This is a genomic window from Streptomyces sp. NPDC087310, from assembly GCF_044744405.1.
GTDB lineage: Bacteria > Actinomycetota > Actinomycetes > Streptomycetales > Streptomycetaceae > Streptomyces.
In genome coordinates this window covers 1348989-1375947 of the sequence record NZ_JBIUYF010000001.1, presented here as the reverse complement: position 1 = coordinate 1375947, position 26959 = coordinate 1348989, and the positions used below count along the sequence as shown (strand labels likewise).

Annotated in this window: 27 protein-coding genes and 1 pseudogene; 18 read left to right on the top strand and 10 right to left on the bottom strand. The window is 70.4% G+C overall.

The annotated features are described in order from the left end of the window. Positions 1 to 51 precede the first annotated feature (51 nt). The 3 genes from ACIO3P_RS05660 to ACIO3P_RS05650 all read right to left on the bottom strand — a co-directional run bounded on the left by ACIO3P_RS05660 (position 52) and on the right by ACIO3P_RS05650 (position 2429). Entirely contained in the window at positions 52 to 957 is a 906-nt protein-coding gene (locus ACIO3P_RS05660) for a hypothetical protein (protein ID WP_401855202.1), read from the bottom strand. Between the two features lie 256 nt (positions 958 to 1213). After that, on the bottom strand, positions 1214 to 1681 hold the full coding sequence (locus ACIO3P_RS05655) for an NUDIX hydrolase (protein ID WP_401855199.1): 468 nt from the start codon (positions 1679 to 1681) through the stop codon (positions 1214 to 1216). Continuing rightward, a complete protein-coding gene (locus ACIO3P_RS05650; RefSeq protein ID WP_401855196.1) occupies positions 1668 to 2429 on the bottom strand; it encodes a helix-turn-helix domain-containing protein in 762 nt (253 codons plus the stop codon). Before ACIO3P_RS05650 ends, ACIO3P_RS05655 begins: the two co-directional genes overlap by 14 nt. Before the next feature lie 191 nt (positions 2430 to 2620). On the opposite strand from ACIO3P_RS05650, the gene tgmA reads away from it, so the two are divergent. Genes tgmA through tgmC form a run of 3 tightly spaced genes read left to right on the top strand, consistent with a single transcriptional unit; the run spans position 2621 to position 5002 of the window. Continuing rightward, positions 2621 to 2875: a putative ATP-grasp-modified RiPP gene (gene tgmA / locus ACIO3P_RS05645; RefSeq protein ID WP_401855194.1), complete on the top strand. Its 255-nt coding sequence runs from the start codon at positions 2621 to 2623 to the stop codon at positions 2873 to 2875. Positions 2876 to 2879: 4 nt separating this feature from the next. After that, entirely contained in the window at positions 2880 to 3839 is a 960-nt protein-coding gene (gene tgmB, locus ACIO3P_RS05640; protein WP_401855191.1) for an ATP-grasp ribosomal peptide maturase, read from the top strand. Then, the gene (tgmC, locus tag ACIO3P_RS05635) at positions 3839 to 5002 is read left to right on the top strand and encodes an ATP-grasp peptide maturase system methyltransferase (RefSeq protein ID WP_401855189.1); all 1164 of its coding nucleotides are present in this window, start codon (positions 3839 to 3841) and stop codon (positions 5000 to 5002) included. The genes tgmB and tgmC overlap by 1 nt, the downstream gene beginning before the upstream one ends. A 230-nt stretch (positions 5003 to 5232) precedes the next feature. On the opposite strand, the gene ACIO3P_RS05630 is transcribed toward tgmC, so the two are convergent. Then, the gene (locus ACIO3P_RS05630; protein WP_401855186.1) at positions 5233 to 6111 is read right to left on the bottom strand and encodes a helix-turn-helix domain-containing protein; all 879 of its coding nucleotides are present in this window, start codon (positions 6109 to 6111) and stop codon (positions 5233 to 5235) included. A 130-nt stretch (positions 6112 to 6241) separates the two neighbouring features. Here ACIO3P_RS05630 and ACIO3P_RS05625 point away from each other — a divergent pair, with 130 nt between their 5' ends. Beyond that, positions 6242 to 7168, top strand: coding sequence for an alpha/beta hydrolase (locus ACIO3P_RS05625; RefSeq protein ID WP_401855184.1), 927 nt, complete (start codon positions 6242 to 6244; stop codon positions 7166 to 7168). A gap of 176 nt (positions 7169 to 7344) precedes the next feature. Here ACIO3P_RS05625 and ACIO3P_RS05620 read toward each other — a convergent pair whose 3' ends face one another. After that, a complete protein-coding gene (locus ACIO3P_RS05620) occupies positions 7345 to 7785 on the bottom strand; it encodes an RlpA-like double-psi beta-barrel domain-containing protein (protein ID WP_401855181.1) in 441 nt (146 codons plus the stop codon). A 271-nt stretch (positions 7786 to 8056) separates the two neighbouring features. After that, positions 8057 to 9712, bottom strand: coding sequence for a tetratricopeptide repeat protein (locus tag ACIO3P_RS05615; RefSeq protein WP_401855179.1), 1656 nt, complete (start codon positions 9710 to 9712; stop codon positions 8057 to 8059). 97 nt (positions 9713 to 9809) lie between these two features. Here ACIO3P_RS05615 and ACIO3P_RS05610 point away from each other — a divergent pair, with 97 nt between their 5' ends. Continuing rightward, entirely contained in the window at positions 9810 to 11177 is a 1368-nt protein-coding gene (locus ACIO3P_RS05610) for an FAD-binding oxidoreductase (RefSeq protein WP_401855176.1), read from the top strand. Positions 11178 to 11210: 33 nt separating this feature from the next. Beyond that, positions 11211 to 11978, top strand: coding sequence for a hypothetical protein (locus ACIO3P_RS05605; RefSeq protein ID WP_401794483.1), 768 nt, complete (start codon positions 11211 to 11213; stop codon positions 11976 to 11978). A gap of 16 nt (positions 11979 to 11994) precedes the next feature. Here the strand turns inward: ACIO3P_RS05605 and ACIO3P_RS05600 are convergent, their stop codons facing one another. After that, positions 11995 to 12471 (bottom strand): SsgA family sporulation/cell division regulator, encoded by a 477-nt coding sequence (locus ACIO3P_RS05600; protein WP_329826850.1) that lies wholly within the window; start codon positions 12469 to 12471, stop codon positions 11995 to 11997. A gap of 143 nt (positions 12472 to 12614) precedes the next feature. On the opposite strand from ACIO3P_RS05600, the gene ACIO3P_RS05595 reads away from it, so the two are divergent. The 3 genes and pseudogenes from ACIO3P_RS05595 (at position 12615) to ACIO3P_RS05585 (ending at position 15760) form a co-directional block, all read left to right on the top strand. Then, on the top strand, positions 12615 to 13010 hold the full coding sequence (locus ACIO3P_RS05595) for a hypothetical protein (protein ID WP_401855175.1): 396 nt from the start codon (positions 12615 to 12617) through the stop codon (positions 13008 to 13010). 389 nt (positions 13011 to 13399) lie between these two features. Beyond that, positions 13400 to 14857 (top strand): RDD family protein, encoded by a 1458-nt coding sequence (locus ACIO3P_RS05590; RefSeq protein WP_401855173.1) that lies wholly within the window; start codon positions 13400 to 13402, stop codon positions 14855 to 14857. A gap of 107 nt (positions 14858 to 14964) precedes the next feature. Then, positions 14965 to 15760: pseudogene (locus ACIO3P_RS05585) on the top strand (RDD family protein). Between the two features lie 48 nt (positions 15761 to 15808). Here ACIO3P_RS05585 and ACIO3P_RS05580 read toward each other — a convergent pair. Then, positions 15809 to 16102, bottom strand: a complete 294-nt coding sequence (locus tag ACIO3P_RS05580; RefSeq protein ID WP_329826855.1) for a hypothetical protein — start codon at positions 16100 to 16102, stop codon at positions 15809 to 15811. A 464-nt stretch (positions 16103 to 16566) separates the two neighbouring features. Here ACIO3P_RS05580 and ACIO3P_RS05575 point away from each other — a divergent pair, with 464 nt between their 5' ends. After that, entirely contained in the window at positions 16567 to 18990 is a 2424-nt protein-coding gene (locus tag ACIO3P_RS05575) for an immune inhibitor A domain-containing protein (RefSeq protein WP_401855171.1), read from the top strand. Between the two features lie 124 nt (positions 18991 to 19114). Then, positions 19115 to 19447, top strand: coding sequence for a hypothetical protein (locus ACIO3P_RS05570; protein WP_329826858.1), 333 nt, complete (start codon positions 19115 to 19117; stop codon positions 19445 to 19447). 185 nt (positions 19448 to 19632) lie between these two features. On the opposite strand, the gene ACIO3P_RS05565 is transcribed toward ACIO3P_RS05570, so the two are convergent. Further along, entirely contained in the window at positions 19633 to 20226 is a 594-nt protein-coding gene (locus tag ACIO3P_RS05565; RefSeq protein WP_329826860.1) for an isochorismatase family protein, read from the bottom strand. Between the two features lie 183 nt (positions 20227 to 20409). Continuing rightward, positions 20410 to 21738 (bottom strand): nicotinate phosphoribosyltransferase, encoded by a 1329-nt coding sequence (locus tag ACIO3P_RS05560; RefSeq protein WP_329826861.1) that lies wholly within the window; start codon positions 21736 to 21738, stop codon positions 20410 to 20412. A gap of 144 nt (positions 21739 to 21882) precedes the next feature. On the opposite strand from ACIO3P_RS05560, the gene clpS reads away from it, so the two are divergent. The 7 genes from clpS to ACIO3P_RS05525 all read left to right on the top strand — a co-directional run bounded on the left by clpS (position 21883) and on the right by ACIO3P_RS05525 (position 26845). After that, a complete protein-coding gene (gene clpS, locus ACIO3P_RS05555; RefSeq protein ID WP_329826863.1) occupies positions 21883 to 22188 on the top strand; it encodes an ATP-dependent Clp protease adapter ClpS in 306 nt (101 codons plus the stop codon). Beyond that, the gene (locus tag ACIO3P_RS05550) at positions 22188 to 22784 is read left to right on the top strand and encodes a DUF2017 domain-containing protein (protein WP_329826864.1); all 597 of its coding nucleotides are present in this window, start codon (positions 22188 to 22190) and stop codon (positions 22782 to 22784) included. The genes clpS and ACIO3P_RS05550 overlap by 1 nt, the downstream gene beginning before the upstream one ends. Positions 22785 to 23199: 415 nt before the next feature. After that, positions 23200 to 24678 carry an amino acid permease gene (locus ACIO3P_RS05545; protein WP_401794682.1) on the top strand — a complete coding sequence of 493 codons (1479 nt, stop codon included), beginning with the start codon at positions 23200 to 23202 and terminating at the stop codon, positions 24676 to 24678. A gap of 143 nt (positions 24679 to 24821) precedes the next feature. Further along, on the top strand, positions 24822 to 25235 hold the full coding sequence (locus tag ACIO3P_RS05540; protein ID WP_329826865.1) for a M67 family metallopeptidase: 414 nt from the start codon (positions 24822 to 24824) through the stop codon (positions 25233 to 25235). 111 nt (positions 25236 to 25346) lie between these two features. Next, positions 25347 to 25463: a putative leader peptide gene (locus ACIO3P_RS05535; protein ID WP_329826866.1), complete on the top strand. Its 117-nt coding sequence runs from the start codon at positions 25347 to 25349 to the stop codon at positions 25461 to 25463. Positions 25464 to 25589: 126 nt separating this feature from the next. Next, positions 25590 to 25895, top strand: a complete 306-nt coding sequence (locus ACIO3P_RS05530; RefSeq protein ID WP_329826867.1) for a MoaD/ThiS family protein — start codon at positions 25590 to 25592, stop codon at positions 25893 to 25895. Then, positions 25895 to 26845 (top strand): cysteine synthase, encoded by a 951-nt coding sequence (locus ACIO3P_RS05525; protein ID WP_329826868.1) that lies wholly within the window; start codon positions 25895 to 25897, stop codon positions 26843 to 26845. The genes ACIO3P_RS05530 and ACIO3P_RS05525 overlap by 1 nt, the downstream gene beginning before the upstream one ends. Positions 26846 to 26959 lie beyond the last annotated feature (114 nt).

Here is a 26959-nt window from a genome sequence, read left to right as displayed (position 1 = left end):
GGGCACCCGCGCCCGTTCTCGCCGTACGCGGGCGACGGGCCGTCGGCGCGCTCACCCGCGTACGGCGGCGCTCCGTGCCTCGGCGGCGAGGGCCCGGACCCGGTCCAGTGGCAGCGCGGCGGGATGGCGTACGGGCGTGCCCCCACCCCGGCAGGCGCCGCACTCCCCGTCGAGAAACGCCTCCGGCTGCCCCGGCGCCCGACAAGTCCCACACTCCACCATGGCCGGTGCCACCCGGTGCGACACCACTGGCATATCCGCCGGCTCGGGTGGCAGCTTGGCGGTGAGCCGGGACCGTACGAGCCCGGCGGGGTGATGTACGGGCGCGGGCAGCCCGTCCGTGAGGGCGCGCAGCACATCCTCCTCACCGGCCCCGCGTACGAACCACTCGGCGGCCAGCGCTTCCAGCGCCGCGCAGTCGGCGGCGGACAACGACAGCGCGGGACACCGCCGCCCGACGGCGGCGAGCACGAGATAGCCGCGTGACCGTCCTGCCCGCGTACCGGGCGCCGCGACCGTGGCAGGGCCGGGAGCCGAGCCCGCGAGCGGCGCCCGGTACGGTGCCGCGACGGTCGCCGCCACCGTTCCCGACGCACCCGCATCCGCACCCGCACCCGCACCCCAGGAGTCATCACTCCGGGCGGCGCGCGAGAACCACGTACGGGTGACCCACCGCCCACCGCCCGTCCCCACAAGGAACTCGCGCCGCCGGAGGAGATGCCCGGCCCGCTCAAGGAAGTTGAGGGCGGTGCGCAGGGCGCACTGCCCGTACTCCATCACCTTGGCCAGGGCCTTCACCGAAATATCAGCCCCATCGGGCAGCCGGTCGATGAACCCGGCGACGGCCGCCTCACGCCCCGGCAGGAGCGCGAAGTCGTCTGCGGAGGGGGCCGGTTGACCGGCGGCCGAACGCTTGCCGTACCCGGCACTGGCCATCGGATGGGAAGCGGTGTGCACGCGCGGCGGCGCAACACTAAACTGCGGAGCAGCCACAAGGATCGCCTCACGATCTAGCTGGTGAGGTCTCCGTCAGGTGCGCTAACACCGGGCGGAGGCCGTTTTCCGTTCAGGGGCACGCTAGACGGACCTCACCCTGCGTGGCAACTCGATCGCGAAAAGTCAACCTCCGAGGTAGGGAGGGTGGGTGGGAAACAAGAACCAACCACTCCTCACAAGCAGGGCTCGACCCCCGAAGCTCAAGCCCCCAGGTTTGCTACCGCGCTGCTGGCATGTGACCAAATCGCCAGTCATCCAGGCGTCTACGGATGCTGGAGACCATGGGAAGGGAATCTGCGTCTTCGGGCTTGAACCAACGAACGTCCGTGGATTCCTCCGAAGCGGCCAGTGTCCCGGATACCGGACGCCCCAGGAAGCAGACGGAGAATTCTTGCCTCACTTCACCGTCGTCATAGGAAAATACGTGATGGGGGTTGGTGTACGTGCCTACTATACCGATGACCTCAATATTGATTCCGGTTTCTTCGCGCGTCTCTCTGACTGCACAATCCGGCAAAGACTCTCCGATGTGCATGGCTCCTCCGGGGAGCGCCCACATGCCGTTGTCGACTCGCCGTTGGAGTAGCACGCGCCCTCCATCGTCGACGACAACGGCTGATGCGGCCGGGACCAGACTGTTGGCAGTCGGAGCATGCGGATCGTTCTCGTAGTCACGCCTGCCCATGATGAGCATCCCTCCATACCGCAGTGCCCCGGTTCCACAATTCATCAACGTGAGAGGCGAAGCGATCGAATATGCCGTCATCCTGGTAGCGGCGCAGATGCAGCGTAGGGGCGTCATGCCCCACGTTGTGAGTCAGCAAAGGCGTGACGATCATGTCGTCATCGAAGCGGAAGACGGACAAGTAGGCGTTACCTCTGCTGTATCTCGCATCAATGCCTTGCTGCCCCTTGATCTTCTCCAGCTCGGCAAGTGTGACACGGATGCGGGTGGACAGGGTGAGCTTCGCGCCTTCATCTACCTCGCGCAATCGCGTAAGTTCGCTTTCAGGGTCACCTAACAGGAAACGCACTCGGCACCCTTGGGCCGCCTTGCGCTTGAGTGAGGCGCCGAATTGTGCTTGTTCGAGCCACAGGAAGTAATTCGTGTAACCCGCGAAGGTCATTTCTCCCTCGGCGCCGGCGATCAGTGAGCGCCATAGCGACGCTGGGCAGCCGGACCGATACGGGTAGACGGAAACAATCTCACGGTCCGGACCGACCTTTATCGCCTTTGCGGCGGCTGCGGGCCAGAGCGCTGCCTCCTCCTCGCCGAGCGCCTCACAGACAGCCCACCTATGCCGGGCCCTGGGAATCCTTCCCGTCTCAGTGATCCATCGTCCAATGGTCTTGATGTCGACGCCGCACCTCTCGGCCAACTGTCGATCACTGATTTGAGCATGAAGCATGGCGCGGCGAAGCGCTTCGTTCACGGTCACCCCTTGGGACGTTAGGCACGTTTCAGACGGTAGCTCTGCTTCGTTCCTAACGTTCGTCGAACGGCGTAGAAACGCACCACCGGGGGCGGAAGTCTTGGTGGGCGGCCTGCTCGCCGCGTAGCCGGTCGGCCCAGGGCTACTTCGTTCGCTCCACTCCAACATCCACTCCGTTTCGAGGAGATCAAGTGACGACCGCTGTCGAACAGCCCACCGTGCCGTGGGGCGCCGGCCGCCTCGCGCCGTACCCGACCACCATCCAGCGCCCGCACGCCACGGTCTCCGTCGACCCGACCACCCAGCTCGGCGTCTTCAAGGACAGCGCCGGCCTGGTGGTCGAGATGGGCAAGCACGGCACCAGCAAGGGCACCGAAACCTCCACGACCACGAACTCGGACTCGAAGAACGACCAGGGGCACGACCAGGACTCCGAGCAGGACTGACGACATGACCGAGGGGAGGCCGGTCCTGGTGGCCACCGAGGCGGATGATCTGACCGCCGACATGGTGATCACCGAACTCAACCGGCGAAACGTGCCCGTGGTCCGGTTCAACCCTGTGGACATCGGCGCCGGTCTGACGGTCTCGGCTCGGTTCAGCACCCGCCCGGCCTCCATGGCGGGGAGGGTGCGCACCCCGTCGAGGACCGCCGACCTGACCCGCGTCCGAGCCGTGTACTGGCGCCGTCCCGAGTGGCCGGCCTTCTCGCACCTCGGACCGGATGACGCTCGGTTCGCGGCTGCGCAGGTCCGCTTCGGGCTCGGCGGTCTCCTCTACGCGATGGACTGTCCGTTGTGGGTGAACCATCCCCAGCGGATCGCCGCCGCCGACTACAAGCCCGCGCAGCTCGCTCTCGCCCAACGGCTCGGGCTCGGCGTCCCCGCGACCCTGGTCACCAACGACCCTGACGAAGCGCGCGAGTTCATTGCCAGCGTCCAGGGTGACGTGCTCTTCAAGACGTTGCGTTGGACTCCGTACACGCGAGACGGAGTGCAGGTCACCGGCTGGGCCGACCCCGTGTCCGCCGAGGAGATCGACGAGAGCGTGCGCGTCACCCCGCACCTGTTCCAGGTCTGCGTTGACAAAGTCGCCGATCTCCGCGTGCTTGTAGTCGGCCGGCATACGTTCGCCGTACGGATCGAGTCCGATCTGCTGGACTGGCGCAAGGACTACAGCGCGCTCACCTACAGCGTCGAGCACCTCCCCGACCCGGTGAACAAGGCGCTGCACCTCTACCTGGAGTTCCTCGGTCTGGTATCGGGGAGCTTCGATCTCGCGGTGGATCGGGAGGGCAACTACTGGTGGCTGGAGTTGAACCCGAACGGCCAGTGGGGGTGGCTGGAGAAGGAGACCGGCCTCCCGATGTCCTCCGCATTCGCCGACCTGCTCTCACAAGGAGAAACCTGATGGCCGACTCCGGCCCCGAGCGCCGCCGCCTCGCCGAACTGCTGGTCCGGAACGGCGTCCTCGCCTCGCCCTGGCTGCGTGCTGCCGTCGAAGCCGTACCGCGCGAGCTGTTCCTTCACCCTGGGGTGTTCCTCGACGAGGGGAGCGCCTGGAGGCCCGTCACGGCGATCGACACCGACGCGGCCGAGTGGCTCGGGATCGCGTACAGCTATGACACCCTCACGACCCAGCTCGACGGACACCTGACCGCCGACCAGGCCGACAAGCCGGTTGCTGGGGTGCCCACGTCCTCTTCAACCACGCCGGCCACCGTGATCAGCATGATCGAGAGCCTCGGCCTGGAGTCCGGCCACCGGGTGCTGGAGATCGGCACCGGCACCGGATACTCCTCCGCCCTCATGTGTCACTACCTCGGCGCGGACAACGTGGCCACGGTCGAGGTTGACCCGGAGGTGGCCGAGCGCGCGGACGCGGCGCTGGAAACGCTCGGATTCTCGGCGTGGACCGCCACCGGCGACGGCCTCCTGGGGCACCCGCGGCGCGCTCCGTACGACCGGGTGATCGCCACCTGCGCCGTCCGGCGCATCCCGCACACCTGGGTCCGCCAGACCAAGCCCGGCGGCGTCATCCTGAGCACCGTGGGCTCCTGGCCGTACGGGACCGCCCTGGCCAAGGTCGCCGTGGATGACAACGGCAACGCGGAAGGGCGGATCATCGGTCGCTCCTCGTTCATGCAGGCACGTTCCCAGGCTGTCGTGCCGGTAGCCGGCGACCTGTCGGCCCGCACCGCCTACGCGGACAGCGAGAGGGAAACGAAGGCGCCGCCGACCCTCCTGGACGACTGGATGCCGGCCTTTCTCGCCCAGCTCGCCGCGCCCGGCACACATCTCGTCCGTGCCGCCCGGAGCGACGGAACGCCCCTGCTCTACCTCTTCGACCCCGACCGGGAGTCCTTCGCCGAGTTCATCGCCCATGACGGCAGATGGACGGTTCGGCAGGGCGGCCCTGTGCCTCTGTGGGACCGGATCGAGGAGGCGCTCGTCGCCTGGGAGGCGGCAGGAAACCCCGGGATTGACTCCGTTCACCTCCGCATCACTCAGGCGTCCCACCACTATTGGATCGAAGGGGCGCCCGACCTGAGCTGGGAGCATCGCCTCGACTGAGCCGAGGGGGGCCTTCGTCGAGGCGCTACCCTCGCGGATGAGTAGCCGTCGAGTCATAGGGAAGCGCATCCAGTACCCCGACTCGAAGATCGAGACTCCGGCGCAGGAGCCGGGCCCGGCCCCCAGGCCCCTCGGCCCAGGCACCGGCCGACACCGAAGGCCCCACCTGTCCCGGGTGCCTGAGCGCCAAGGCGATGGAGCGGCGGGTACGGACGCGTCGGACCGCCGGATCAGTCGTGGGGGGTGTCGGCCGGATGTGTGGTCGGGACGGGGGCGGTCTGCCAGGAGCTGAGGATCCGCAGTGCCTGGTCCTCAGGGGTGCCGGGTTCGGCGGTGAGGACCATGAACATGACGTCGGGGTCGTTCGGACTGGTCCAGGTGTCGCAGTCGAGGGTGAGGGGGCCGACGAGGGGGTGCCGGAAGCGTTTGGCGCCGTAGGTGGTGTGAGAGACGATCCGTCCGTTCCACCACTCGCGGAATTCGGGGCTGCGTACCGACAGTTCGCCGACCAGTGCGGCCAGGCGCGGGTCGTCGGGGTTGCTGGCCGTCTCCATCCGCAGCAGTGCCGCGCTGAGCCGGCCCGTGTCCTCCCAGTCGGTGAAGAGGCTGCGCATGGCCGGGTCGAGGAACAGCAGTCTGGTGTAGTTGCGCTCGGACGGCGTCAGCTTGCCGAAGTCCTGGTAGAGGGCGGCTGCGGCGGTGTTCCAGGCGAGGATGTCGTTGTAGCGGCCCAGCACCATCGCCGGCAAGTGGCCGAGGGCGTCGAGCATCCACTGCACCGACGGCCGCACCCGGTACCCAGCGCGGCGGCGCGGGGCGGGGGTCTTGCCCGCCAGCTCGTACAGGTAAGCCTGCTGTGCCTCATCGAGCCGCAGCGCCCGTACCAGGGAGGCAAGGACGGTCGCGGAGGCCCGCACGCGCCCCTGCTCGATACGGGTGTAGTAATCGGTGCTCATCGTGGCAAGGCGGGCGACCTCGTCGCGGCGCAGCCCCGGGACACGCCGCAGGGTCCCGTCATCGGCGAGACCCACCTGCGCGGGCGTCAGCTCGGCCCGGCGAGCCTTGAGGAACGCACCGAACTCGGATCGGGATGAACGCGAATCGGACATGACACCACTATGGTTCCGCTGGGCCGCGGACTCGGGCCGTCAAGGGGGGAAAGAATCTTCCCCGGCACGCCCTTCCCCAGGCAGGAACCTTCCTCTCCCGCACACGGGGCACAGCGGGCACGGTGGGGTCATGCGCACCGATGTGACCTTCACCAGCGCCGGGATCACCCTCGCCGGCCACCTGTACACCCCCGACACCGCTGCCGACGGCCCGCTCGCCGCCGTGGTCGTCGCTCACCCCGGCGCCGGCGTCAAGGAGCAGACCGCCGGCGCCTACGCCCAGCGACTTGCCGACGCCGGATTCGTCGCGCTCGCCTACGACGCCGCCTACCAGGGCGAGAGCGGCGGCACCCCCCGCGGCACCGAGGACCCCGCCCAGCGTGTCGAGGACATCAAGAACGCCGTCTCCTACCTCACCACCCGCCCGGAGATCGACTCCGACCGGATCGGCGCCCTGGGCATCTGTGCCTCCGGCGGCTACGTCATTCCCGCCGCGGTCACCGACCACCGCATCCGCGCGGTCGCGACGGCCAGCGCCGTCGACCTCGGACTGTACTTCCGGGTCGGCCCCGACGGCACCCAGGACCCCGCCGTCCTCCAGGCGCTGCTCGACGCGGCGGCCGCGGCACGCACCACCGAGGCGGCCGGCGAGCCGCTCCCGACGATGTCCGTGCGCCCGACCGAGGAAGAGGCACGCGCCGGTGGCCGCTACTCCTACGAAGCCTGGGAGTACTACAGCACCGACCGCGGCCGGCACCCGCGCCAGGCCGACGAGTTCACCTTCTCCAGCGTCGACAGGATCGTGAACTTCGACGCCTTCCACCTCGTCGGCCTGCTCGCCCCGCGACCGCTCCTGATGGTCGCCGGCAACGAAGCGGCCACCGCCTGGATGTCCGAGGAAGCGGTCAAGAAGGCGAACGAGCCCAAGCGGCTGCACCGGATCGAAGGAGCCGGTCACGTCGACCTCTACGACCGCTACGTACCCCAGGTCACCGCCGAACTCCTCCCGTTCTTCACCCAGAACCTCGCGGCGCGGACCGCGCATGCGGCGGTCTGACACCCCCACCCCCCTCGGCGGAAGCGGTCGCGTGGCCGGGAGGTGCTTCGGGCGTGGACCACCCGGGCCCGGGACCGGTATGTCGCCCCGGACGGCGGCCAGATCCCGGCCTTGGACCTGGTCGCCGACGCGGACGGCGACGGTGTACGCGTACTGCCGTCAGCCGTGCGAGGTGACTACGCCCAGACCCAACGGATGGATACCCGGCCGTCGTTGATGTTCGCTATCTTGCGGAAAGCGGCGGGGCTGAGATCCAGGTCGTCCGTGGCGCAGCCCATGCACTTGTCGACGATCGTCACGTACACCACGCCGAGCGGGCCGCGGACTCTCAGTTGCTTGCCGCACGCGGCCGAGTTGTTGGGGTTGGGAGCGGTGCCGTACCACTGCTGCGAGACAGCCACTACGAGCTGGCTGTCGTTGTTCGTCCACCCGCAGGCGCCGAGTCCGGTGTTGTAGTACGTGCCGTCCCCGTAGTGGACGTACTGGACCGAGGCTCCGTCCGCGGCGGCGGGGCCGGCGGTGACACCGGTGGCTCCCACGGCCAGGACGGACGCGATGCCGGCCAGTACGGCGCGGCTGCGAACACTTCCCTTGATGACGTTCGTGAGGCGGGACACGTGATCAACCCCTTGAAGAACGGTGGTTCAAGGAATGCCGGGCAGGGCTGTCCGGCGACGGTCATGTTTGCCCACAGGTCTGCTCACGTCACAGGCGTTTCAAAGTCAATCTGTGCTCAGATATCGAGCCACTTCCAACCTGCGCTGTTGGCAGGTGGGTTGGACCGCTGTACGACGCGCAGAAGGTGCTTCTTCACCCATCGTCGGTCGCACGGTCCGGCCGCATCCCGCAGTGGGTGTGGGTGCGGCCGGGCGTACGTGAACCCCTCCCTCAGGAAGGCGACGGCGCGGCCACCGGCTTCGACGGCGCGGCCGGGCTCCCGCTCGGTGTTCCCGAAGGCGTGGCGCTCGTCGGAGGCTTCGTCGGCCGGACCATCTCCGCAGGCTGCGGCGTCGACCCCGCCCCCTCGACATCGCGCGGGCCGCCCTCCGCCGGCTCCCCGAGCGACTCCAGCGCGGTCAGCGCGCGCGGCGCCAGCAGGGGTGAGAAGTACGGGTTGATCCGCAGCGCGTCCCCGACATGGCGGCGGGCCGGGCCGTACATGTCCAGGGAGCGTTCGATCTCGCCCCGGTGGTACAGGAACAGCGCGCTCCGCCGGCCCTGCTCCGTCGCCTTCTTCGCGTACTTCAGCGCCTCCTTGCCGTGGCCCGCCCGGTACAGCGCCCAGCCGAGCGCGTCCGCGACCTCCATGCTCCTGTGGTGCCGCGCCCACTCGGAGCGCAGCCGCGCCACGGCCGCCGCCGGGTCGCCGTGGTCGGTCTCGAAGCGGGCGAGGACCAGCTCCTCGTTCACGCCGTGCCCCTGCGCCCGCGCCGCCCGCGCGCGCAGCGTCGCGTACTGGGTGCGGGCGTCGCCGTCCAGGCCGTTGGCGTCGTACAGCTCGCCCAGTTCCAGCGCGTACTCCGGGCGCGGCAGCTTCGCCAGCGCCGCCTGGTAGTCGCGGTACGCCTCGTCCGTCCTGCTCAGCGCGGCCAGTGCGCGCGCCCGGCCGGCCAGCGAGGCGGGGTGGTCGCGCACCGTCGCGAGCGCCGCGTCGTAGTGGCCCATCGCCTCGGTCGGCTCGCCGCGCTCCCAGGCCAGCTCGCCCAGCGTGTACAGCGCCTCCGCCTTCGCGGTGGGGGAGTCGGCGTGCGCCGTGGCCTCGTTGGCCTTCGCCTCCGCGTCCTCGCGCCAGCCCCGGTCGCGGTAGACGGACACCGCGCGCTCCAGTACGGCGGGGCTGCCGGGGCGCAGCTCCTTCAGCTTGTCGAGCGCCTTGCCCGCCGCCGGGTAGTCGCCCAGACCGGTGTACGCGTCGATCAGCACCGGATACGCCGTCCACGCCCCGGGCCGGCGGGCGCGGAGCGTCTCGCCCCACTTCTTGGCGGTGGTGAAGTCGTGGCGGGCGTTGGCGAGCGAGGCGAGCCCGGCCAGGGCGCGGGTGCGGGCGGGCGCGTTCAGCCCGCCCTGCTTGCCGTCGTCCCCGTCGTCCCCGCCGTCCGCACCGTCGCCGTCGCCGCCGTCCGTACCGTCGCCGTCCGGATCGTCGGCGGCGCGGGCCCCGTGGTCCTCGGGGCCGGCCGCTCCCACCGGCGGCCCTTTCAGCGAGCGCCGGAGCGCCTCGTCGGCCTTCGAGTAGTACGCCGAGTCCCCGCGCCGCTCGCCGCGTTCCACGTATGCCGCGCCCAGCACCGCCCATGCCGTGCTGTCCTCCGGATGCGTCCGCAGCCACTTCTCGCGGTCCAGGATGAGCGCGTCGAGATCCGGCAGCGACGCGGGCGCGCCCGCGCTCACCGCCGCGAGCGCCCGCTCCTCCGGGGTCGGTGCGCCCGCCCCTTCGCGGTCCGGTACGAACAGCAGGACGCCCCCGACCAGCGCGGCGCCGACCCCGGCTGCCAGCGCCGCCCTTCTGACCTGTCTGACCTGCTCCGTCTTCATGGCGTTCATGATGATTACTGTGCGTCAATATGAAGAGCACACACTGTCTTGAGTTGTGGATCGCCCACGGGTTCACACCGATGGCCCCGGGTGCGAGCCTGGGATCATGGACGATCTCCTCGTACGGCTCCGGACCGGCCTCCCCGCCGACGCCCTGATCACCGATCCCGACATCACGATCTCCTACGCCCACGACATGGCCAGCTTCTGCCCGGCCGGAACGCCCGCCGTCGTCGTGCTGCCGCGCACCGTCGAACAGGTCCAGCACGTCATGCGCACGGCCACCGCGCTCCGCGTCCCCGTCGTCCCGCAAGGAGCCCGTACGGGGCTGTCGGGCGCCGCCAATGCCTCGGACGGGTGCATCGTCCTCTCCCTGACCAAAATGGACCGGATCCTGGAGATCAACGCCGTCGACCGGATCGCCGTCGTCGAGCCCGGCGTCATCAACGCCACGCTCTCCCGCGCCGTCGCCGAGCTGGGCCTCGCCTACCCGCCCGACCCGTCGAGCTGGGAGATGTGCACCATCGGCGGGAACATCGGCACCGCGTCCGGCGGGCTGTGCTGCGTCAAGTACGGCGTGACCGCGGAGTACGTCCTCGGCCTCGACGTCGTCCTCGCCGACGGCCGGCTCCTCACCACGGGACGCCGCACCGCCAAGGGCGTCGCCGGGTACGACCTGACCCGTCTCTTCGTCGGCTCCGAGGGCAGCCTCGGCATCGTCGTCAAGGCCGTCCTCGCGCTCAAACCGGAGCCGCCCCAGCAGCTCGCCCTGGCCGCCGAGTTCGGCTCGGCCGCCGCCGCGTGCGACGCCGTCTGCCGGATCATGGAGAGCGGGCACACCCCGTCGCTGCTGGAGATCATGGACCGTACGACCGTCCGCGCCGTCAACGCGCTGGCCAACATGGGCCTCCCCGAGTCCACCGAGGCGCTGCTGCTCGCCGCCTTCGACACGCCGGACCCCGCCGCCGACCTCGCCGCGGTCGGCGAGCTGTGCGCGGCGGCCGGTGCCACGGAGGTGGTCCCCGCCGAGGACGCCGCCGAGTCGGAACTGCTGCTCCAGGCCCGCCGCCTCGCGCTCCCCGCGCTGGAGGCGGTCCGGTCGGCCACGATGATCGACGACGTGTGCGTACCGCGCTCGCGGCTCGCCGCGATGATCGACGGCACGGCCGCCGTCGCGGAGAAGTACGACCTGACCATCGGCGTCTGCGCGCACGCGGGCGACGGCAACACCCACCCCGTCGTCTGCTTCGACCAGGCCGACCCGGACGAGTCCCGGCGGGCCCGCGCGTCCTTCGACGAGATCATGGGGCTCGGCCTGGAGCTGGGCGGCACCATCACCGGTGAGCACGGCGTGGGCACCCTGAAGAAGGAGTGGCTGTCGCGAGAACTGGGACCGGTGGGGTTGGAGTTGCAGCGCGGTATCAAGCAGACTTTCGACCCGCTGGGCTTGCTCAACCCGGGCAAGCTCTTCTGAGGCCGAGGGTGCGGCGGTACGGGTGAGGTACGTGTGAGCAAGCTGACCGAGTACGACACGACCGCGGGCAGACGGGGCCTGGGCGACCGGCGCTCCGTGCACCGGGTCCACCGCGGGCTGCGCTGGATGGAGATCCTCCTCGTCCCGGCGGCCATGGCCGGCGTGATCGCCTACCTCACCCTCAAGTCCCCCTTCCTGTACGTGCCGGTGGTGGCCGGCCTCGTCTACGCGGGCTTCGCCGGCCTGCGCCGCATACCGCCCGCCGAGGGCGTGCGGATGGCCGTCGTGTACGAGGGCGGCGTGCTGCTGGGGCACCCGCGGTCCCAGCCGGTCACGTACGCCTGGCAGGAGATCGACTCCACCGGCCACGACCTGGGCGAGAGCGACATCGGCCTCGCCCCCGGCGGCTTCCGGACCACGGAACGGGCCCCCGTCACCGCGATCTGGCCGGCCGGCCGCGAGCAGCCGGTCGTCCTGGCCCATGTCGTACGGCAGAACAAGCTGGCCGAGGCGCTGGAGGCGGGCATCCGCCCCCGGCTGCTCGAACGGCTGCGCGCGACCCTGGACACGGAGGGCAGCGTCCGCCTCGGTGACCTGGAGGTCACCGACGAGGGCGTCACCCTGCACAGCGGCGGCGCCGCCGCGCCGACCGTGATCGAGTGGCCGGAGCTGGCGGAGACGACGACCTTCGGCCCGTCCCGGCTGCGGGTCCGCACGGGCACCGGGCGGTGCGACCTCCCCGTACGGAACGCGGCGACCGTCCGCGACTTCGTGGAGGAGACCCGCGAACTGAACGTCTGACCCGCGCCCTCCGGCGTCACGCCTCGCCGTCCACGGACTCGTCCGACGGCCACGGGTCCCGCAGCCACAGCTCGTCGGTCGCCACCGGAGTCAGCAGCGCGGCCAGCGCGTCGTCCAGACCGAGCCGCTCGGCCTCCGTCCCCGGCGGCACGATCCGCAGCGTCCGCTCCACCCACGCCGACAGCGCCCCCGACGGCCCTTCGAGCAGGGCGTCCCCGTCGGGTGAGGACAGCGCCACACACAGCACCTGCCGCCCGCAGACCTTGGTCGGCCAGATCCTGACATCCCCGTGCCCGCACGGCCTGAAGACCCCCTCCACCAGCAACTCCCGGGCGAAGGTCCAGTTCACGGGCGCGTCCGAGCCGACGTGGAAGGTGATGTGCACGGCATACGGATCGTCCGTACGGTACGTCAGCCGAGCCGGCACGGGGATGCTGCGCTCGGGCGACAGCACCAGATTCAGTTCCAGCTCGCGTTCGACCACAGAGTGCATGGCGGGCACTTCCTTTCCTGGCAGGGGGCCCAGCGGCGGGGCCTTACCAGGAGAGAGGCAGTACCTCGTGGTTCATGACGCGACTTTCGGCGATGACTTTGAGTGAGGGAACCTCTCACCCCCGTTCACCATAGGGTGGCCCGGTGTTCGATCACCTGGAGATACGTGTGCTGCCGCCGGGGCCCCGGTTCGCGGCCCACCTGCGATTCCGGGTCAACGGTGAGGACGTGGTGGCAGGCGCGGTCGGCGAAGGGGGCCGTGGGCCGTACGTGTCCGAGATGCTGCCCGTCGGCCGCCCCAGCCCCCTGCGCGCCGTCGGCGAGAGGCGCCGATTGGAGTTGGGGGAGCCCGAGTGCACCGGCGGCTGCTGCGGCTTTCTGTCCGTGGCCGTACAGCGGATCGGGGACATCGTGTGGTGGTCGGACTGGCAGGTGCCCCACCTGGAGGTGCCGCCGCCGGAATGTCACTTCGAAGCCTGCCAGTACGACGCCGAGGTGGCTCGCGCGGAAGAGGACCGACGGCGGCACGCGCCCTCGTAGCGCACGCACGTGCTCACGGCCGGCTGTCACCGGGCGGCAACCGGGGCGGGGCGTCAGCTTCTGGGGCGTTTGCCGGTCCGTCCGGGTGATGGGCTCTTGCGCGGGGTGCTTTCCCCTGCTTCCGGCCCGTGGGGACCCGTTTCGCATCGAACTCGTGTGCTGAATTGGTGCAGGTCCGCGAACAGATCCCACCCCGCAGCTTTACGCTTCGCAGCAGCGCCGCCGACCTGGCGGCCGAACGGGGTTCTTTCTGCCGGGCGCCATCTTCCGGGCCCCGAGTTCTTCGTTAATGTCTTCCTGGACAAGCGGGAGTACGAATCCGGTCGCCGTTCCGGCGCCGGGCGGCCCTTTCAGGTCAATCATGGTGTGAGCGAACGGAGTTGGGGTCAGTGGCTACTCCTCCTGGTGACGGTGGGAACGTACCCCGGGAAGGCTTCTACCCGGACCCTTCCATTCCTGGATATGTCCGGTACTGGAACGGTGCCGCCTGGGTGCCCGGCACCTCGCGGCCCGCGCCCCGGGAGGGCGAGGGCGCGCAGGCCGCGCTGCCCGCCGCCGCCACGCCGCCCGCGCTGCCCGCCGTGGACGAGACGGGGCCGGTCTTCCTCGACGAGGACCCGCCCGAGCGGCCCCGGCAGGAGCCCGCCTCCGCGTGGCAGGCCGACGCCTCCCGCCAGACCGGCTTCGGCGGCGAGCGTGACGCCCGGGTCTCCTGGGGCGGGACGGGGCCGACCGGCCCGACCAGCCCGACCGGCCAGGACCCCCGGGTCCCCGCGCCCGCGCCCGCCCCGGCCGGTGATCCGACCGGGGGCGCGCTGCCCGGCGTACGCTCCCTCGGCCCCGGGACCGGGGACGGCACCGGCGACGGGGACGACGCGCCGGTTCCCGACGGTACGGTCGCGATCCGCCCCCAGCGGCTCGGCGGCGCCGGACCGGGACGGGCCCCGGCGCCCCGCGAGGGCGGGAAGCCGCCCGCCGACTCCACCATGACCATCCGCGCCCTGCGCGCCGCCCGGCGCGCGAAGGACGAGGACGCCGCCTCGGAGCGCCCCGCCAGGGACGAGGGGACGATGGCGATCCGCGCGCTCGACGCCGGACCGAAGCCGCAGCTCCCCGCCCGTCAGCCGGCGCACCAGCAGCCACCGGCCCAGCCGTCCCCGCCGGTCCCGCACTCCTACGCGCCCCCGCCCCCGCCCGTACCCGAGCCCGACCCGGGGCCCATCAGCTCCGGCAGCGGCGGCGGCGCCACCTCCTGGGCCCAGCAGGTGCACCGGCTCGCCCAGCCGGACCAGGCCGACCAGCCCGTGGTGCCCTGGAAGCCGCCGGTCGAGGACCCGTTCCTCCAGGCCGCGCGCGCCCAGGCCGCCTCACGCCCCGCCGGTCTCGGCAAGCGCGTCGTGGCCCGGCTGATCGACACGCTGGTGCTGGGAGCCATCGTCGGCGCCATCGCCGTACCGCTCATCACCCGGGCCCTGGCTCATATCGACGACAAGGTCGAGGCGGCCAGGCAGACCGGACAGACCGTCACCGTCTGGCTGCTCGACGCCACCACGGCCGGCTACCTCGGCGGCGTCCTCGTCGCCCTGCTGGTCGTCGGCGTGGTCTACGAGGCCGTACCGACCGCCAAGTGGGGGCGCACGCTGGGCAAGAAGCTGTGCGGGCTCGACGTACGGGACATCGAGACCCACGAGGCCCCGGCCTTCGGTGCCGCGCTGCGCCGCTGGCTGGTCTACAGCGTGCTCGGGGTGCTCGTCGTGGGGCTCGGCAATGTGCTGTGGTGCCTGATCGACCGGCCGTGGCGGCAGTGCTGGCACGACAAGATCGCCCATACCTTCGTGGCGCGCTGACCTTCCGGCGACACCCCTGCTGACGGGGTGTGAGGCGGCGGCGGGGCGTTCCTCCGAACGGCGTCCCAGCCGTTGCGGGCCCTTCCTGCCCGGGGTGCACTGCCCCCATGAGCAATGATCAGCCGCCGCCCGGCCAGCCCCCCGAGGACGACCCCTTCCTCAAGAAGCCGCAGGGGCCCCAGGGCCAGGGACCTCAGGAGCCCCAGGGGCCCCAGGAGCCTCCGCCGCCCCAGGGGCCCGGGGGCTCAGGGGGCTCCGGGGGTTCCCCGTACGGCTCTCCCTACGGCGGCGAGCACGGCCCGCCCAAGGCGCCGCCCTACGACCCGAACGACCCGGGCGGCGGCGCGTACGGCGGCTCTCCCTACGGGCGGGACCCCTACGGGGGAGGGGGCGGCGGCCCTTACGGCGGTACGGATCCGCTCGCCGGGATGCCGCCGCTCGCGCCGTTCGCCACCCGGCTCGCGGCCCGGATCATCGACGCCCTGATCATCTTCATCCCGCTGGCGGTCATCTCGCTGCTCACCGGCGGCTGGCGCCACTCGTCGAACAACACCGGGAACTGGGACGAGGTCACCAACCAGGTGAACACCGGCACCCAGTGGGTCTGGTCGCTCATCTCGATCATCGCGTACGTCGGCTACGACACCCTGATGACGAAGAAGTACGGGCAGACCCTCGGCAAGCGCTGGCTGAAGCTGCGGGTGGCGATGCCTCAACGACGGATCCGTACCGGAGTCCAACGCGTCGCTGCTGCGCGCCCTGGTGCTCTGGGTGCCCGCGCTGCTCTGCTGCCTCTGTCTCTGGTGGCTCATCATCATCGTGACGATCCTGGCCAGCCGGCCGTACCGGCAGGGTCTGCACGACAAGGCGGCCAGGACCGTCGTGGTGACGGCGACTCAGTGAGCGGCGACGCGGTGGCGGGCGGCGACGCGGTGGCGGCGTCCTGAACCGCTAGCGGCGGGCCTCAGCGCCCACGCCCGAGCCCTGCGTACGCGGTGCCGCCACCGTGGCGCGCGCCGTGGTGTCCGCGCCGGTCCGGTGGCGGGGGGTGGCCGCCCGCGCCGCCCGGTCCTTGCGGGGCAACGGCACGGTCATGGCGACCAACAGCCCCAGACCGAGCGCGGCGACGCCGATCACCGCGACGCCGATGCCCGTACTCGTACCGGAGAGCAGGAGCATGGCGAGGGTGGAACAGACGATGGTGGCGGAGCCGTAGGCGAGCTGTGCGGCAGTCGGACGCGGCATGGCGGAATCCGTCCCTCGGGGGCGTCAATATCTGTGGGGTTATGGGGATTCGGTGGTTCTGGGGATGTTCGGTGCGTCTGGCGTGTCTGGTGCTGTCTCGTGCAGTGGGACAAGTGGGACCAGGCCGTGGCAAGGCGGTCGCACTGCCTACCGACTCTAAGACGGTGGATGCCCGAGCGGAACGGCCGGTAAGCGTGACCTGACCTCCGGGCCCGGTGCATGGGGGGCGCATCGAGTCACGCCCCCCTGTCAACAGGCCGAATATATGCATCGGTTGGCCGGTTCACTCCCTCCGTCCGGATAGTGAAACCGGAAGGCCGCATAATGCAATTGACGGGTTCAAGTCAAGGTCTGTCTTTTCTTTCTCAACTCGGGTCCAATGTCGTCACTTATGACGCGCAGACGCGCGCGGATCCTCCACTCCCGGTCCGCGGATCGCGTGCGCCGGGGAGGAACACCACCAAGTGATCAGAAACCGACGGGCGAGAAGAGTGTCCGCAGTGATCGTGGCGTTGGCCGCGACCGCCGCGACGGCTTCGGCCTTCACCACGGCTCAGGCCCAGGACCACCCCGCCTCCGCTTCCAGCGCCCCATCCGGCGCGGAGCGCCGTGACCCGGCGCCTCAGAAGGGGCAGGTCGACCACGACCTGGACGGCCCGTTCAGCAAGCAGCAGTCCAAGCAGCGCGAGGCCGCGCTCCAGCAGGTCATATCCGGCGACGCCAAGGTGGAGAAGCGCGGCGGCTCCCAGGTCGTCAAGCTCGACAACAAGAAGTACGTCGAGCTGGGCCGGGAGAAGACCGACAAGATCTTCACCATCCTCGTGGAGTTCGGCGACGACGTCGACAACACGACGACGTACGACCCGGACGGTCCCGACGGCCCCCTGCCGCCCGTCGTCAGGTACGGCGGCGACCCCGGCCCGCTGCACAACGAGATAGCCGAGCCCGACCGGAAGGTGGACAACTCCACCGCCTGGCAGGCCGACTACAGCCAGGAGCACTTCCAGGACCTGTACTTCGGCACCGGCAAGGACGCCAAGGGCCGGCAGAAGGACTCCCTGAAGACGTACTACGAGAAGACGTCCTCCGGGCGCTACTCGGTCGACGGCGAGGTCTCCGACTGGGTCAAGGTCCCGTGGAACGAGGCTCGTTACGGTTCCAACTACTGCGGCTCCACCAACTGCGCCAACGTCTGGGACCTGGTCCGCGACGGCCTCACCGCCTGGACCGCCGGCCAGAAGGCCCAGGGCAAGACCGACGCCGAGATCAAGGACCACCTCGCCCAGTACGACCAGTGGGACCGGTACGACTTCGACGGCGACGGCAACTTCAACGAGCCCGACGGCTACGTCGACCACTTCCAGATCGTCCACGCCGGTGAGGACGAGTCCGCGGGCGGCGGCGTCCAGGGCACGGACGCCCTGTGGGCGCACCGCTGGTACGCGTACGGCAGCAACGCCGGTTCCACGGGCCCCGCGGGCAACAAGGCCGGCGGCGCGCCGGTCGGCGACACCGGCATCTGGGTCGGCGACTACACGATGCAGCCGGAGAACGGCGGCCTCGGGGTCTTCGCCCACGAGTACGGCCACGACCTGGGCCTGCCCGACCTGTACGACACCGCGGGCGGCGAGAACTCCACCGCCTTCTGGACGCTGATGTCGTCCGGCTCGTGGCTGGGCACCGGCAAGAACGAGATCGGCGACCTGCCCGGCGACATGACCGCCTGGGACAAGCTCCAGCTCGGCTGGCTCAACTACGCCGAGGCCAAGGCGGCCACCAACTCGACCCACAAGCTGGGCGTCTCCGCGTACAACACGAAGAACCCGCAGGCGCTCGTCGTCGAACTCCCCAAGAAGGAGAAGACGACGACGGTCGTGAAGCCCGCGGAAGGCTCCAAGCAGTGGTGGAGCGACATGGGTGACGACCTCAAGAACACCCTCACCCGTTCGGTGGATCTGACCGGCAAGTCCGCCGCGTCGCTCGACCTGACCGGCTGGTGGGACATCGAGGCCGACTACGACTACCTCTACACCGAGGTCTCCACGGACGGCGGCGCCAACTGGACGCCGCTGGAGGGCACGGCCGACGGCAAGTCCCTGACGCGCGACGCCGCCGACAAGCCGGCGCTGACCGGTGTCTCGGGCACGAACAAGAAGCTCGTCTTCCCGCTGGACGCCTACGCGGGCCAGAAGTTCGACCTGCGCTTCCGCTACCAGACGGACGGCGGCGTGGCCGGCAAGGGCTTCACGGCCGACGCGATCACCGTCACCGCCGACGGCGCGCCGGTCTTCACCGACAACGCCGAGGGCGACGACGCGGGCTGGACCGCGAACGGCTTCTCGCGCATCGGCGAGTCCTTCACCCAGGACTACGAGCAGTACTACATCGCCGAGAACCGCCAGTACGTCTCGTACGACCGGACCCTCAAGGTCGGCCCGTACAACTTCGGCTTCACGGCGCCGAACGACGGCAAGGTCGAGCACTTCCCGTACCAGAACGGCCTGCTGATCTGGCTGTGGGACACCTCGCAGAAGGACAACAACACCAGCCAGCACCCGGGCGAGGGCCTGGTCCTGCCGATCGACGCCCACGCCAAGCCGCTGAAGTGGTCGGACGGCACGCTGATGCGCAACCGGATCCAGTCGTACGACTCCACCTTCAGTTGGTGGCCGACGACCGGTCTCTCGCTCCACCGCGCCGACAAGCTGACGCGGATCTCCCCGTCGCTGGGCGCCCCGGTCTTCGACGACCGCAAGGGCACCTACTGGAGCGAGGAGAACAAGGGCGGAAGCGTCAAGGTTCCTGACACCAACACCAAGATCAGCATCATCAGCCAGCCGCTGGACGGCTCGACGATGACGGTCAAGGTAGGTAAGTCCGGCAAGTAACCGGAAGTAACCGCAGGTCAAATGCGTGATCGGCCGTCGCCCCCTAGCGGGCGGCGGCCGTTCGTGTTTAGGTGCGTCCTACGGATCTCTTATTGACACGACGTCTCACGGGGGAGATGAAGACATGGCAAGTGGAGGCTTCAGCAAGCTCCCGAACGGCACCGTGGTGGTGGCACTGACCCTGCCGAGCCCGGCCGCCGAGGACGGCACCGTACGCGTCCTGGTGCACGCGGTGAACCGGGCCCGCGCCCTGACCAGGCTGCGGAACCTGGGGCTCCGGGCGGTCTACCTGCGCGGCAACGCGGAGCCGCCCACACCGGACGAGGTCACGGCCGTACTGCACCACCCGGACGGCCTGCTCTGGCGTACGACACCGGGCGCGCCGGGGACGGGGACGGCCGACCAGCTCTGGCAGCCGATCCGCGCGCTGCTGAGACCCGCGGTGATGGGGTACTGACACGCGAGGAACCCTCCGGCCCCACGGGAAGCCCCCGGCCCGCACGGAAAGCCCCTGGGAAGTCCCCGGGGAGCCCGGGGAAGCCCTCGGGAAGCCCCGCAGAGGCCCAGGAGGCCCCTGGAAGCCCTGCTCCCAGCCCTCCGGCCCGCCCGGCCCTCCCCGCCCGCCCGGCGCCCTCGCGGACGTCAGAGGACCGGCTTGCCCGTCAGCACCACGCCCGCGTCCCGCAGCTCCTCCAGGGCCCGCTCCGTGGTCCCCGCGGCCACGCCCGCCGTCAGGTCCAGCAGTACGTGCGTGACGAAGCCGGCGCGGACCGCGTCCAGCGCCGTCGCCCGTACGCAGTGGTCCGTGGCGATCCCGACCACGTCGACCGCGGTCACCTCGCGCTCCCGCAGCCAGTCCGCCAGCCCGACGCCGTTCTCGTCGGCGCCCTCGAAGCCGCTGTACGCCGCCGAGTACGCGCCCTTGTCGAAGACCGCGCCGATCCCGCCCGAGGCGACCGCCGGGGCGAAGTTCGGGTGGAAGCCCACGCCCTCCGTACCGGCCACGCAGTGCACCGGCCAGGTGGTGACGTAGTCCGGCTCGGCCGGGGCCACCGCGAAGTGGTCGCCCGGGTCGATGTGGTGATCACGGGTGGCGACCACGTGCCGGTACCCGGCGGTCGCCTGGCCTATCAGGTCGGTGATGGCGGCGGCGACATCGGCGCCCCCGGCCACGGCGAGGCTGCCGCCCTCGCAGAAGTCGTTCTGTACGTCGACGACGATCAGTGCGCGGTGCATGGCGGGGGTCCTTCAGTGGGGGAGCGGACAGGAGACGGAGCGGTAGGGAAAGCGGTGCGGAGGCCGGGGGAGGGCGGCTGAATGTGAGCGTAGAGACTCCGGCCGCCATAGGGGAGAGGTCGCACGCCAGTACGGGACATACGCATCACACTCACCCTCTTCCCCTGCTCGTCCGCACCCCGTTCACACGTACTCGGTCGGAATCACCGGCTCTCCCCGCGACAACTGCATCGCCGACATCGGCAGCCCCGCCCGCGCCGCCGCGTGCCGCTCCCGCGCCACGTCCAGCGACTCGCGCGCCACGATCTCGCCGCCCTTGATCAGCTCCACCAGGAGCTGCCGGTCCAGCAGCTCCGGCGGCACCGGGCCGGTGCCGAGCACCTCGGCCTCCGCGTACCCCTGCGCGTCGGGCCGGCGCGCCGCCCACTTGCGCCCGCCGACGGAGGTCTTCCCACCCAGCGACTTCTTCGCCACCGGCCGGAGCGGGGCCTTCGGGTCCGCCGAAGCGGCCCGCGCGACGATCTTGTAGACCATGGAGCAGGTGGGGTGCCCGCTGCCCGTGACGAGCTGGGTGCCGACGCCGTACGCGTCCACGGGCGCCGCCGCCAGCGAGGCGATCGCGTACTCGTCCAGGTCCGAGGTGACCACGATCTTGGTGTTGACCGCGCCCAGCTCGTCGAGCTGCTGCCGCACCCGGTGCGCGACCAGCAGCAGATCGCCCGAGTCGATCCGTACCGCGCCCAGCTCGGGCCCGGCGATCTCCACGGCGGTCCGTACGGCCTCGGCCACGTCGTACGTGTCGACCAGCAGCGTCGTGCCGCGGCCGAGCGAGTCGATCTGGGCGCGGAAGGCGTCGCGCTCGGTGTCGTGCAGCAGGGTGAAGGCGTGCGCGCTGGTGCCGACCGTGGGGATGCCGTACCGGAACCCGGCGGCCAGGTCGGAGGTGGCGTCGAAGCCGCCCACGTACGCGGCGCGCGCGGCGGCCACCGCGGCCAGCTCGTGCGTACGGCGCGCGCCCATCTCGATCAGCCGGCGCCCGCCCGCGGCCGTCGCCATCCGGGAGGCCGCCGCGGCGATCGCCGAGTCGTGGTTGAGGACCGAGAGGATCACGGTCTCCAGCAGGACGCACTCAGCGAAGGAGCCCTCGACCCGCAGCACCGGGGAGCCGGGGAAGTAGACCTCGCCCTCCGGGTAGCCCCAGATGTCGCCGCGGAAGCGGTACGAGGCGAGCCAGGAGAGCGTCGGCTCGTCGACGATCGCGTTCTCGCGCAGGAAGCGGAGCAGGTCGGGGTCGAAGCGGAAGTTCTCCACGGCGTCCAGGACACGTCCGGTGCCCGCCACCACCCCGTACCTGCGGCCCTCGGGCAGCCGCCGGGTGAAGACCTCGAAGACGGAGCGCCGGTCGGCCGTACCGGCCCGCAGTGCTGCCTGGAGCATCGTCAGCTCGTACTGATCGGTGAAGAGCGCGGTCGACGGAATGTCCACCGGCAGCCCAAGGTCCGCAGTGTTCATATGACGATGCTACCCCGCAATACTCGTCACTCTGACGATTTCTCGGTGGCCGTTTGTGCGACACCGCTCACGTGGTGGCAGCATGGGACGCGTGAGGCCGCGGCATGCCGGCGCCCCCTGCAGAGAAGAAGGTCGTCCCGAACCGTGAGTGTTGCTCCGACTGAGATCGAACGCCCCGAATCGGCCGAGGAGACCTTCGCGGTCCCTGAGCCGGACGTGCCGTGGGTGACGATCGTCCACAACGACCCGGTCAACCTCATGAGTTACGTGGCGTACGTCTTCCAGACCTATTTCGGCTATTCGAAGGACAAGGCGCACAAGCTGATGCTCGACGTCCACCACAAGGGCCGCGCGGTCGTCTCCAGCGGCAGCCGCGAGGAGATGGAGCGCGATGTGCAGGCCATGCACGGATTCGGGCTCTGGGCGACCCTCTCGCAGGACCGCACCTGATGGCCGGGCGCTTCGAGGCGATCCCGGGCGGCGGCGCGGCCGTCGCGCTCGACGAGGTCGAGATCTCGATCCTGCGGTCGCTGGCCGTGCAGTTGCTGGAGCTGATCGGCCCCGCCGACGAACCCGCGCAGGGCGAGGACCCGCTCGCCGCGCTCTTCGCCCCGGGCCCCAGCGAGCCGCCCGCCGACCCGGCGCTGGCCCGGCTCTTCCCGGACGCGTACGGCGACCCGGAGTCCTCCGGCGAGGACGGCGACGAACTGAAGGAGTACTCCTCGGAGTTCCGCCGGTTCACCGAGAACGACCTGCGCGACCGCAAGCGCGAGGACGGCGTGGCGCTCGTCCGCACGCTGGACGCGCTCACCGCCACGGGCGAGGGCGGCGCCGTACTGAAGCTGACGCCCGACGACTGCGCGCACTGGCTGGGCGCGCTCAACGATCTGCGGCTGACGATCGGTACGCGCCTGGAGGTCTCCGACGAGGACGAGGGCGGCGAGCTGTACCGGTTGCCGGACTCCGACCCGCGCAAGCCGATGGTGATGGCGTACCTCTGGCTCGGCGCGCTCCAGGAGACGCTCATCGAGACCCTGATGCCTTGACGTTCCGGTGACCCCGGCGGGTTCCCGGTGGGGGCCGGCCGGGGGTCCGGACGACCCGATTCCGGTGACGCCTCCGCGCCATGTCGGGGTCACCCGAACGCCGCACCCCGTGTCCCCTCCGTACGCTCAAATGACGCTCAAATTGACATAACGATCCCGTCACCACCACGGCCTTCTTTGCGGTTCGCGGTGCGATTCATCCCCTTTTTCCTGTGGGCTGAGCCACAATCGCGGGCGCCGGGAGCCCGTCCTCCCGTGATAGATCTGCCGGACCCCCCGGGGACGCCACCCCTGTCCCCGGGGGTGTCTCGACCGGCCGAACGCCGGTGGCACTCCATCCATATCCGGGGGGATCAGGAACTGGTCCGTGGCCGCGAGCGGTCCGCGGATCTGCATGGAGAAAGGGCGCATGACCATGACCTCTGCGCAGGTCGACAAGGAGTACGGCGGCGACGGGCCCGCCAGGGGTCCCGCCGGGAACGGCGCGGACGAAGAGGGGTACGAGCGCGGACTCGGCAGCCGCCAGGTCCAGATGATCGCCATCGGCGGAGCGATCGGCGTCGGCCTCTTCATGGGCGCCGGGGCGAACATCGCCAAGGCCGGTCCCAGCATCATCCTCATGTACGCCCTCGCCGGCGTCGTGATCTTCTTCATCATGCGGGCCCTGGGCGAGCTGCTCCTCTACCGGCCCGTCTCGGGCTCCTTCGCCGAGTACGCCCGTGAGTTCCTCGGCCCCTTCTTCGGCTTCGCCACCGGCTGGACGTACTGGCTGATGTGGGTCGTCACCGGCATGGCGGAACTCACCGCCGCCGCGATCTACATCCACTTCTGGTTCCCGCAGATCCCCCAGTGGGTCAGCGCGCTGGTCTTCCTGGTGGTCCTCTTCGGGGTGAACCTGATCTCGGTGAAGATCTTCGGCGAGGTCGAGTTCTGGTTCTCGATGATCAAGGTCACCGCCATCATCGGCATGATCGTCATCGGCCTGGGCGTCCTCACCCTCGGCTTCTCCGACGCCGGTGACACCGCCACCGCCAGCAACCTCTGGGCGCACCACGGCGTCTTCCCCAACGGCATCGGCTCCAGCCTGATGACCCTCCAGGGCGTCATGTTCGCCTACCTCGCCGTCGAACTCGTCGGCGTCACGGCGGGCGAGTCCGAGAACCCCGAGAAGACCCTCCCCAAGGCCATCAACACGCTGCCCTGGCGCATCATCGTCTTCTACGTCGGCGCGCTCCTCGTGATCCTCTCGGTCGTCAAGTGGACCGAGTTCTCGGAGGGCACCAGCCCCTTCGTCCACGCCTTCGAGACGATGGGCATCCCGCTCGCCGCGGGCATCGTCAACTTCGTCGTACTGACCGCCGCGCTCTCCTCCTGCAACTCCGGCATGTACTCCACCGGCCGGATGCTGCGCGACCTCGCGGCCAACAGCGAGGCGCCGGGCGCCTTCGGCCGGCTCAACTCCCGCAAGACCCCGGCCATCGGCATCAGCGTCTCCGTCGCCCTCATGGGCATCGGCGTGGTCCTCAACTACATCGTCCCCGAGAAGGCGTTCGGCTATGTGACCTCGGTCGCCACCGCCGCCGGCATCTGGACCTGGATGATGATCCTGATCAGCCACATCCGCTACCGGCGCGGGGTCGAGGCCGGCCGGCTGCCCGCCTCGTCCTTCCCGGCACCCGGCGGCTCACTCTTCAGTTGGGTCGCGGTCGCCTTCCTCGCCCTGGTCACCTGCCTGATCGCGTACGACACCGACGCGCGGATCTCCCTCTACGTGGGGGCGGTCTGGGCGGTGTTCCTCGCCATCGGCTGGCAGTACGTGAAGAACCGCGCCCCGCAGCGCGCGAAGACCTCCGGCACCCCGGACGAGCCGGAGTACGCCCCGGCCTCCGAGTGACCTCCCGCGCGTGACGTGACCTCCCGCGCGTGACGTGACCTCCCGCGCGTGACTTCGTCACGCACCCGGGTCGCGAGGCCCCCGGATCGCGGCAGACGCCCCTGATCCGGGGGCCTTCGTGGCGGTCCCTCTATATTTTCTTCATGCTGACCATCACCCAGGACCTGCACGACCGGATCGTGGCGCACGCGCGAGCCGACCACCCCGACGAGGCGTGCGGCGTCGTCGCGGGCCCCGAGGGCACCGGCCGGGCCGAGCGGTTCATCCCCATGCTGAACGCCGCCCGCTCGCCCACCTTCTACGAGTTCGACTCGGTCGACCTGCTCAAGCTCTACCGCGAGATGGACGACCGCGACGAGGAGCCGGTGATCATCTACCACTCCCACACCGCGACCGAGGCGTACCCGTCCCGTACGGACATCACCTACGCCAACGAACCCGGCGCCCACTACGTCCTGGTCTCCACCGCCGACAGCGACGGCGCGGGCCCCTTCCAGTTCCGCTCGTACCGCATCGTGGACGGCACGGTCGAGGAAGAGCCCGTAGAGATCGTCTGACCGCCCTGTCCAGCCCTCCGACCACCCCGCTTGTCCATCAGGTGGACGCCGAACGTCCACCCAGTGGGAACGCATGCCGGGACGCGGAACGGGAATCGATACGATGAGCGCATGGTTTCCACCGACGTGAGCGACAAGACGCCGAGCACCCCGCTGCTCGTGGCGCGGCTGCACGTCGATCTGTGCCGCCTCGCCAGTGCCATCTGTACCGGCCGCGCCGCCGGCTGAGCGACGGCCCGCCCGGAGCGCGGTCCTCCGTACCCGCACGCACGTCGCACGTACCCAGCACCACCCCCTCGCGCGGGGGCCCGAGCCGCGCGCCCGTCACGCAGTCTCCCGACAGGAGCCCATGTCATGGCCATCGAGGTCCGCATCCCGACCATCCTCCGCACCTACACCGACGGCGCCAAGGCGGTCGAGGGAACCGGCAACACGCTCTCCGAGCTCTTCGCCGACCTCGACACCCGCCACACCGGCATCCGGGAGCGGCTGATCGACCCCGCCAAGGACAACCAGCTCCGCCGCTTCGTCAACGTCTACCTCAACGACGAGGACGTCCGCTTCCTGGACGGCATCGCCACCAAACTCGCCGACGGCGACAGCGTCACCATCCTCCCGGCCGTGGCCGGCGGCGCGCCCGACGCGACGCACGCCGTCTGATGCGGTACGACTCCCCGCTCGCGGCGGTCGGCAACACCCCCCTGGTCCGGCTCCCCCGGCTGTCCCCCTCGGCGGACGTACGGATCTGGGCCAAGCTGGAGGACCGTAACCCGACCGGCTCCGTCAAGGACCGGCCCGCGCTCCACATGGTCGAGCAGGCGGAGAAGGACGGCCGGCTCACCCCCGGCTGCACCATCCTGGAGCCCACCAGCGGCAACACCGGCATCTCGCTCGCCATGGCGGCCAAGCTCAAGGGCTACCGCATCGTCTGCGTGATGCCGGAGAACACCTCGCAGGAACGGCGCGACCTGCTCGCCATGTGGGGGGCCCAGATCATCCCGTCCCCCGCCGCGGGCGGCTCCAACACCGCCGTACGGGTGGCGAAGGAACTGGCGGCGGAGAACCCCTCGTGGGTGATGCTCTACCAGTACGGCAACCCCGACAACGCGGGCGCCCACTACGCCACCACGGGCCCGGAGATCCTCGCCGACCTGCCCTCCGTCACCCACTTCGTGGCGGGCCTCGGCACCACGGGCACGCTCATGGGCGTCGGCCGCTACCTGCGCGAGCACGTCGAGGGCGTCCAGATCGTCGCCGCGGAGCCCCGCTACGACGACCTCGTCTACGGGCTGCGCAACCTCGACGAGGGCTTCGTCCCCGAGCTGTACGACGCCTCGGTCCTCACCACCCGCTTCTCCGTCGGCTCGGCCGACGCCGTCACCCGTACCCGCGAACTCCTCCAGCAGGAGGGCATCTTCGCGGGCGTCTCGACCGGAGCCGCGCTGCACGCGGCGATCGGTGTGGGCCGCAAGGCGGTCAAGGCGGGGGAGAGCGCCGACATCGTGTTCGTCGTGGCGGACGGCGGCTGGAAGTACCTGTCGACCGGCGTCTACACGGCGGCGACCACGGAAGAGGCGATCGAGGCGCTGCACGGCCAGCTCTGGGCGTAGCGTTCCGCTGCGGCCGGACGGGGGCAGTGCGGACGGGGCACAGGACGGGCGCGGGCCCCGTGGCGTGGAGCGGGGCCCGCGCCCGTACGGACCATCCGAACCAGTGACGTCCTG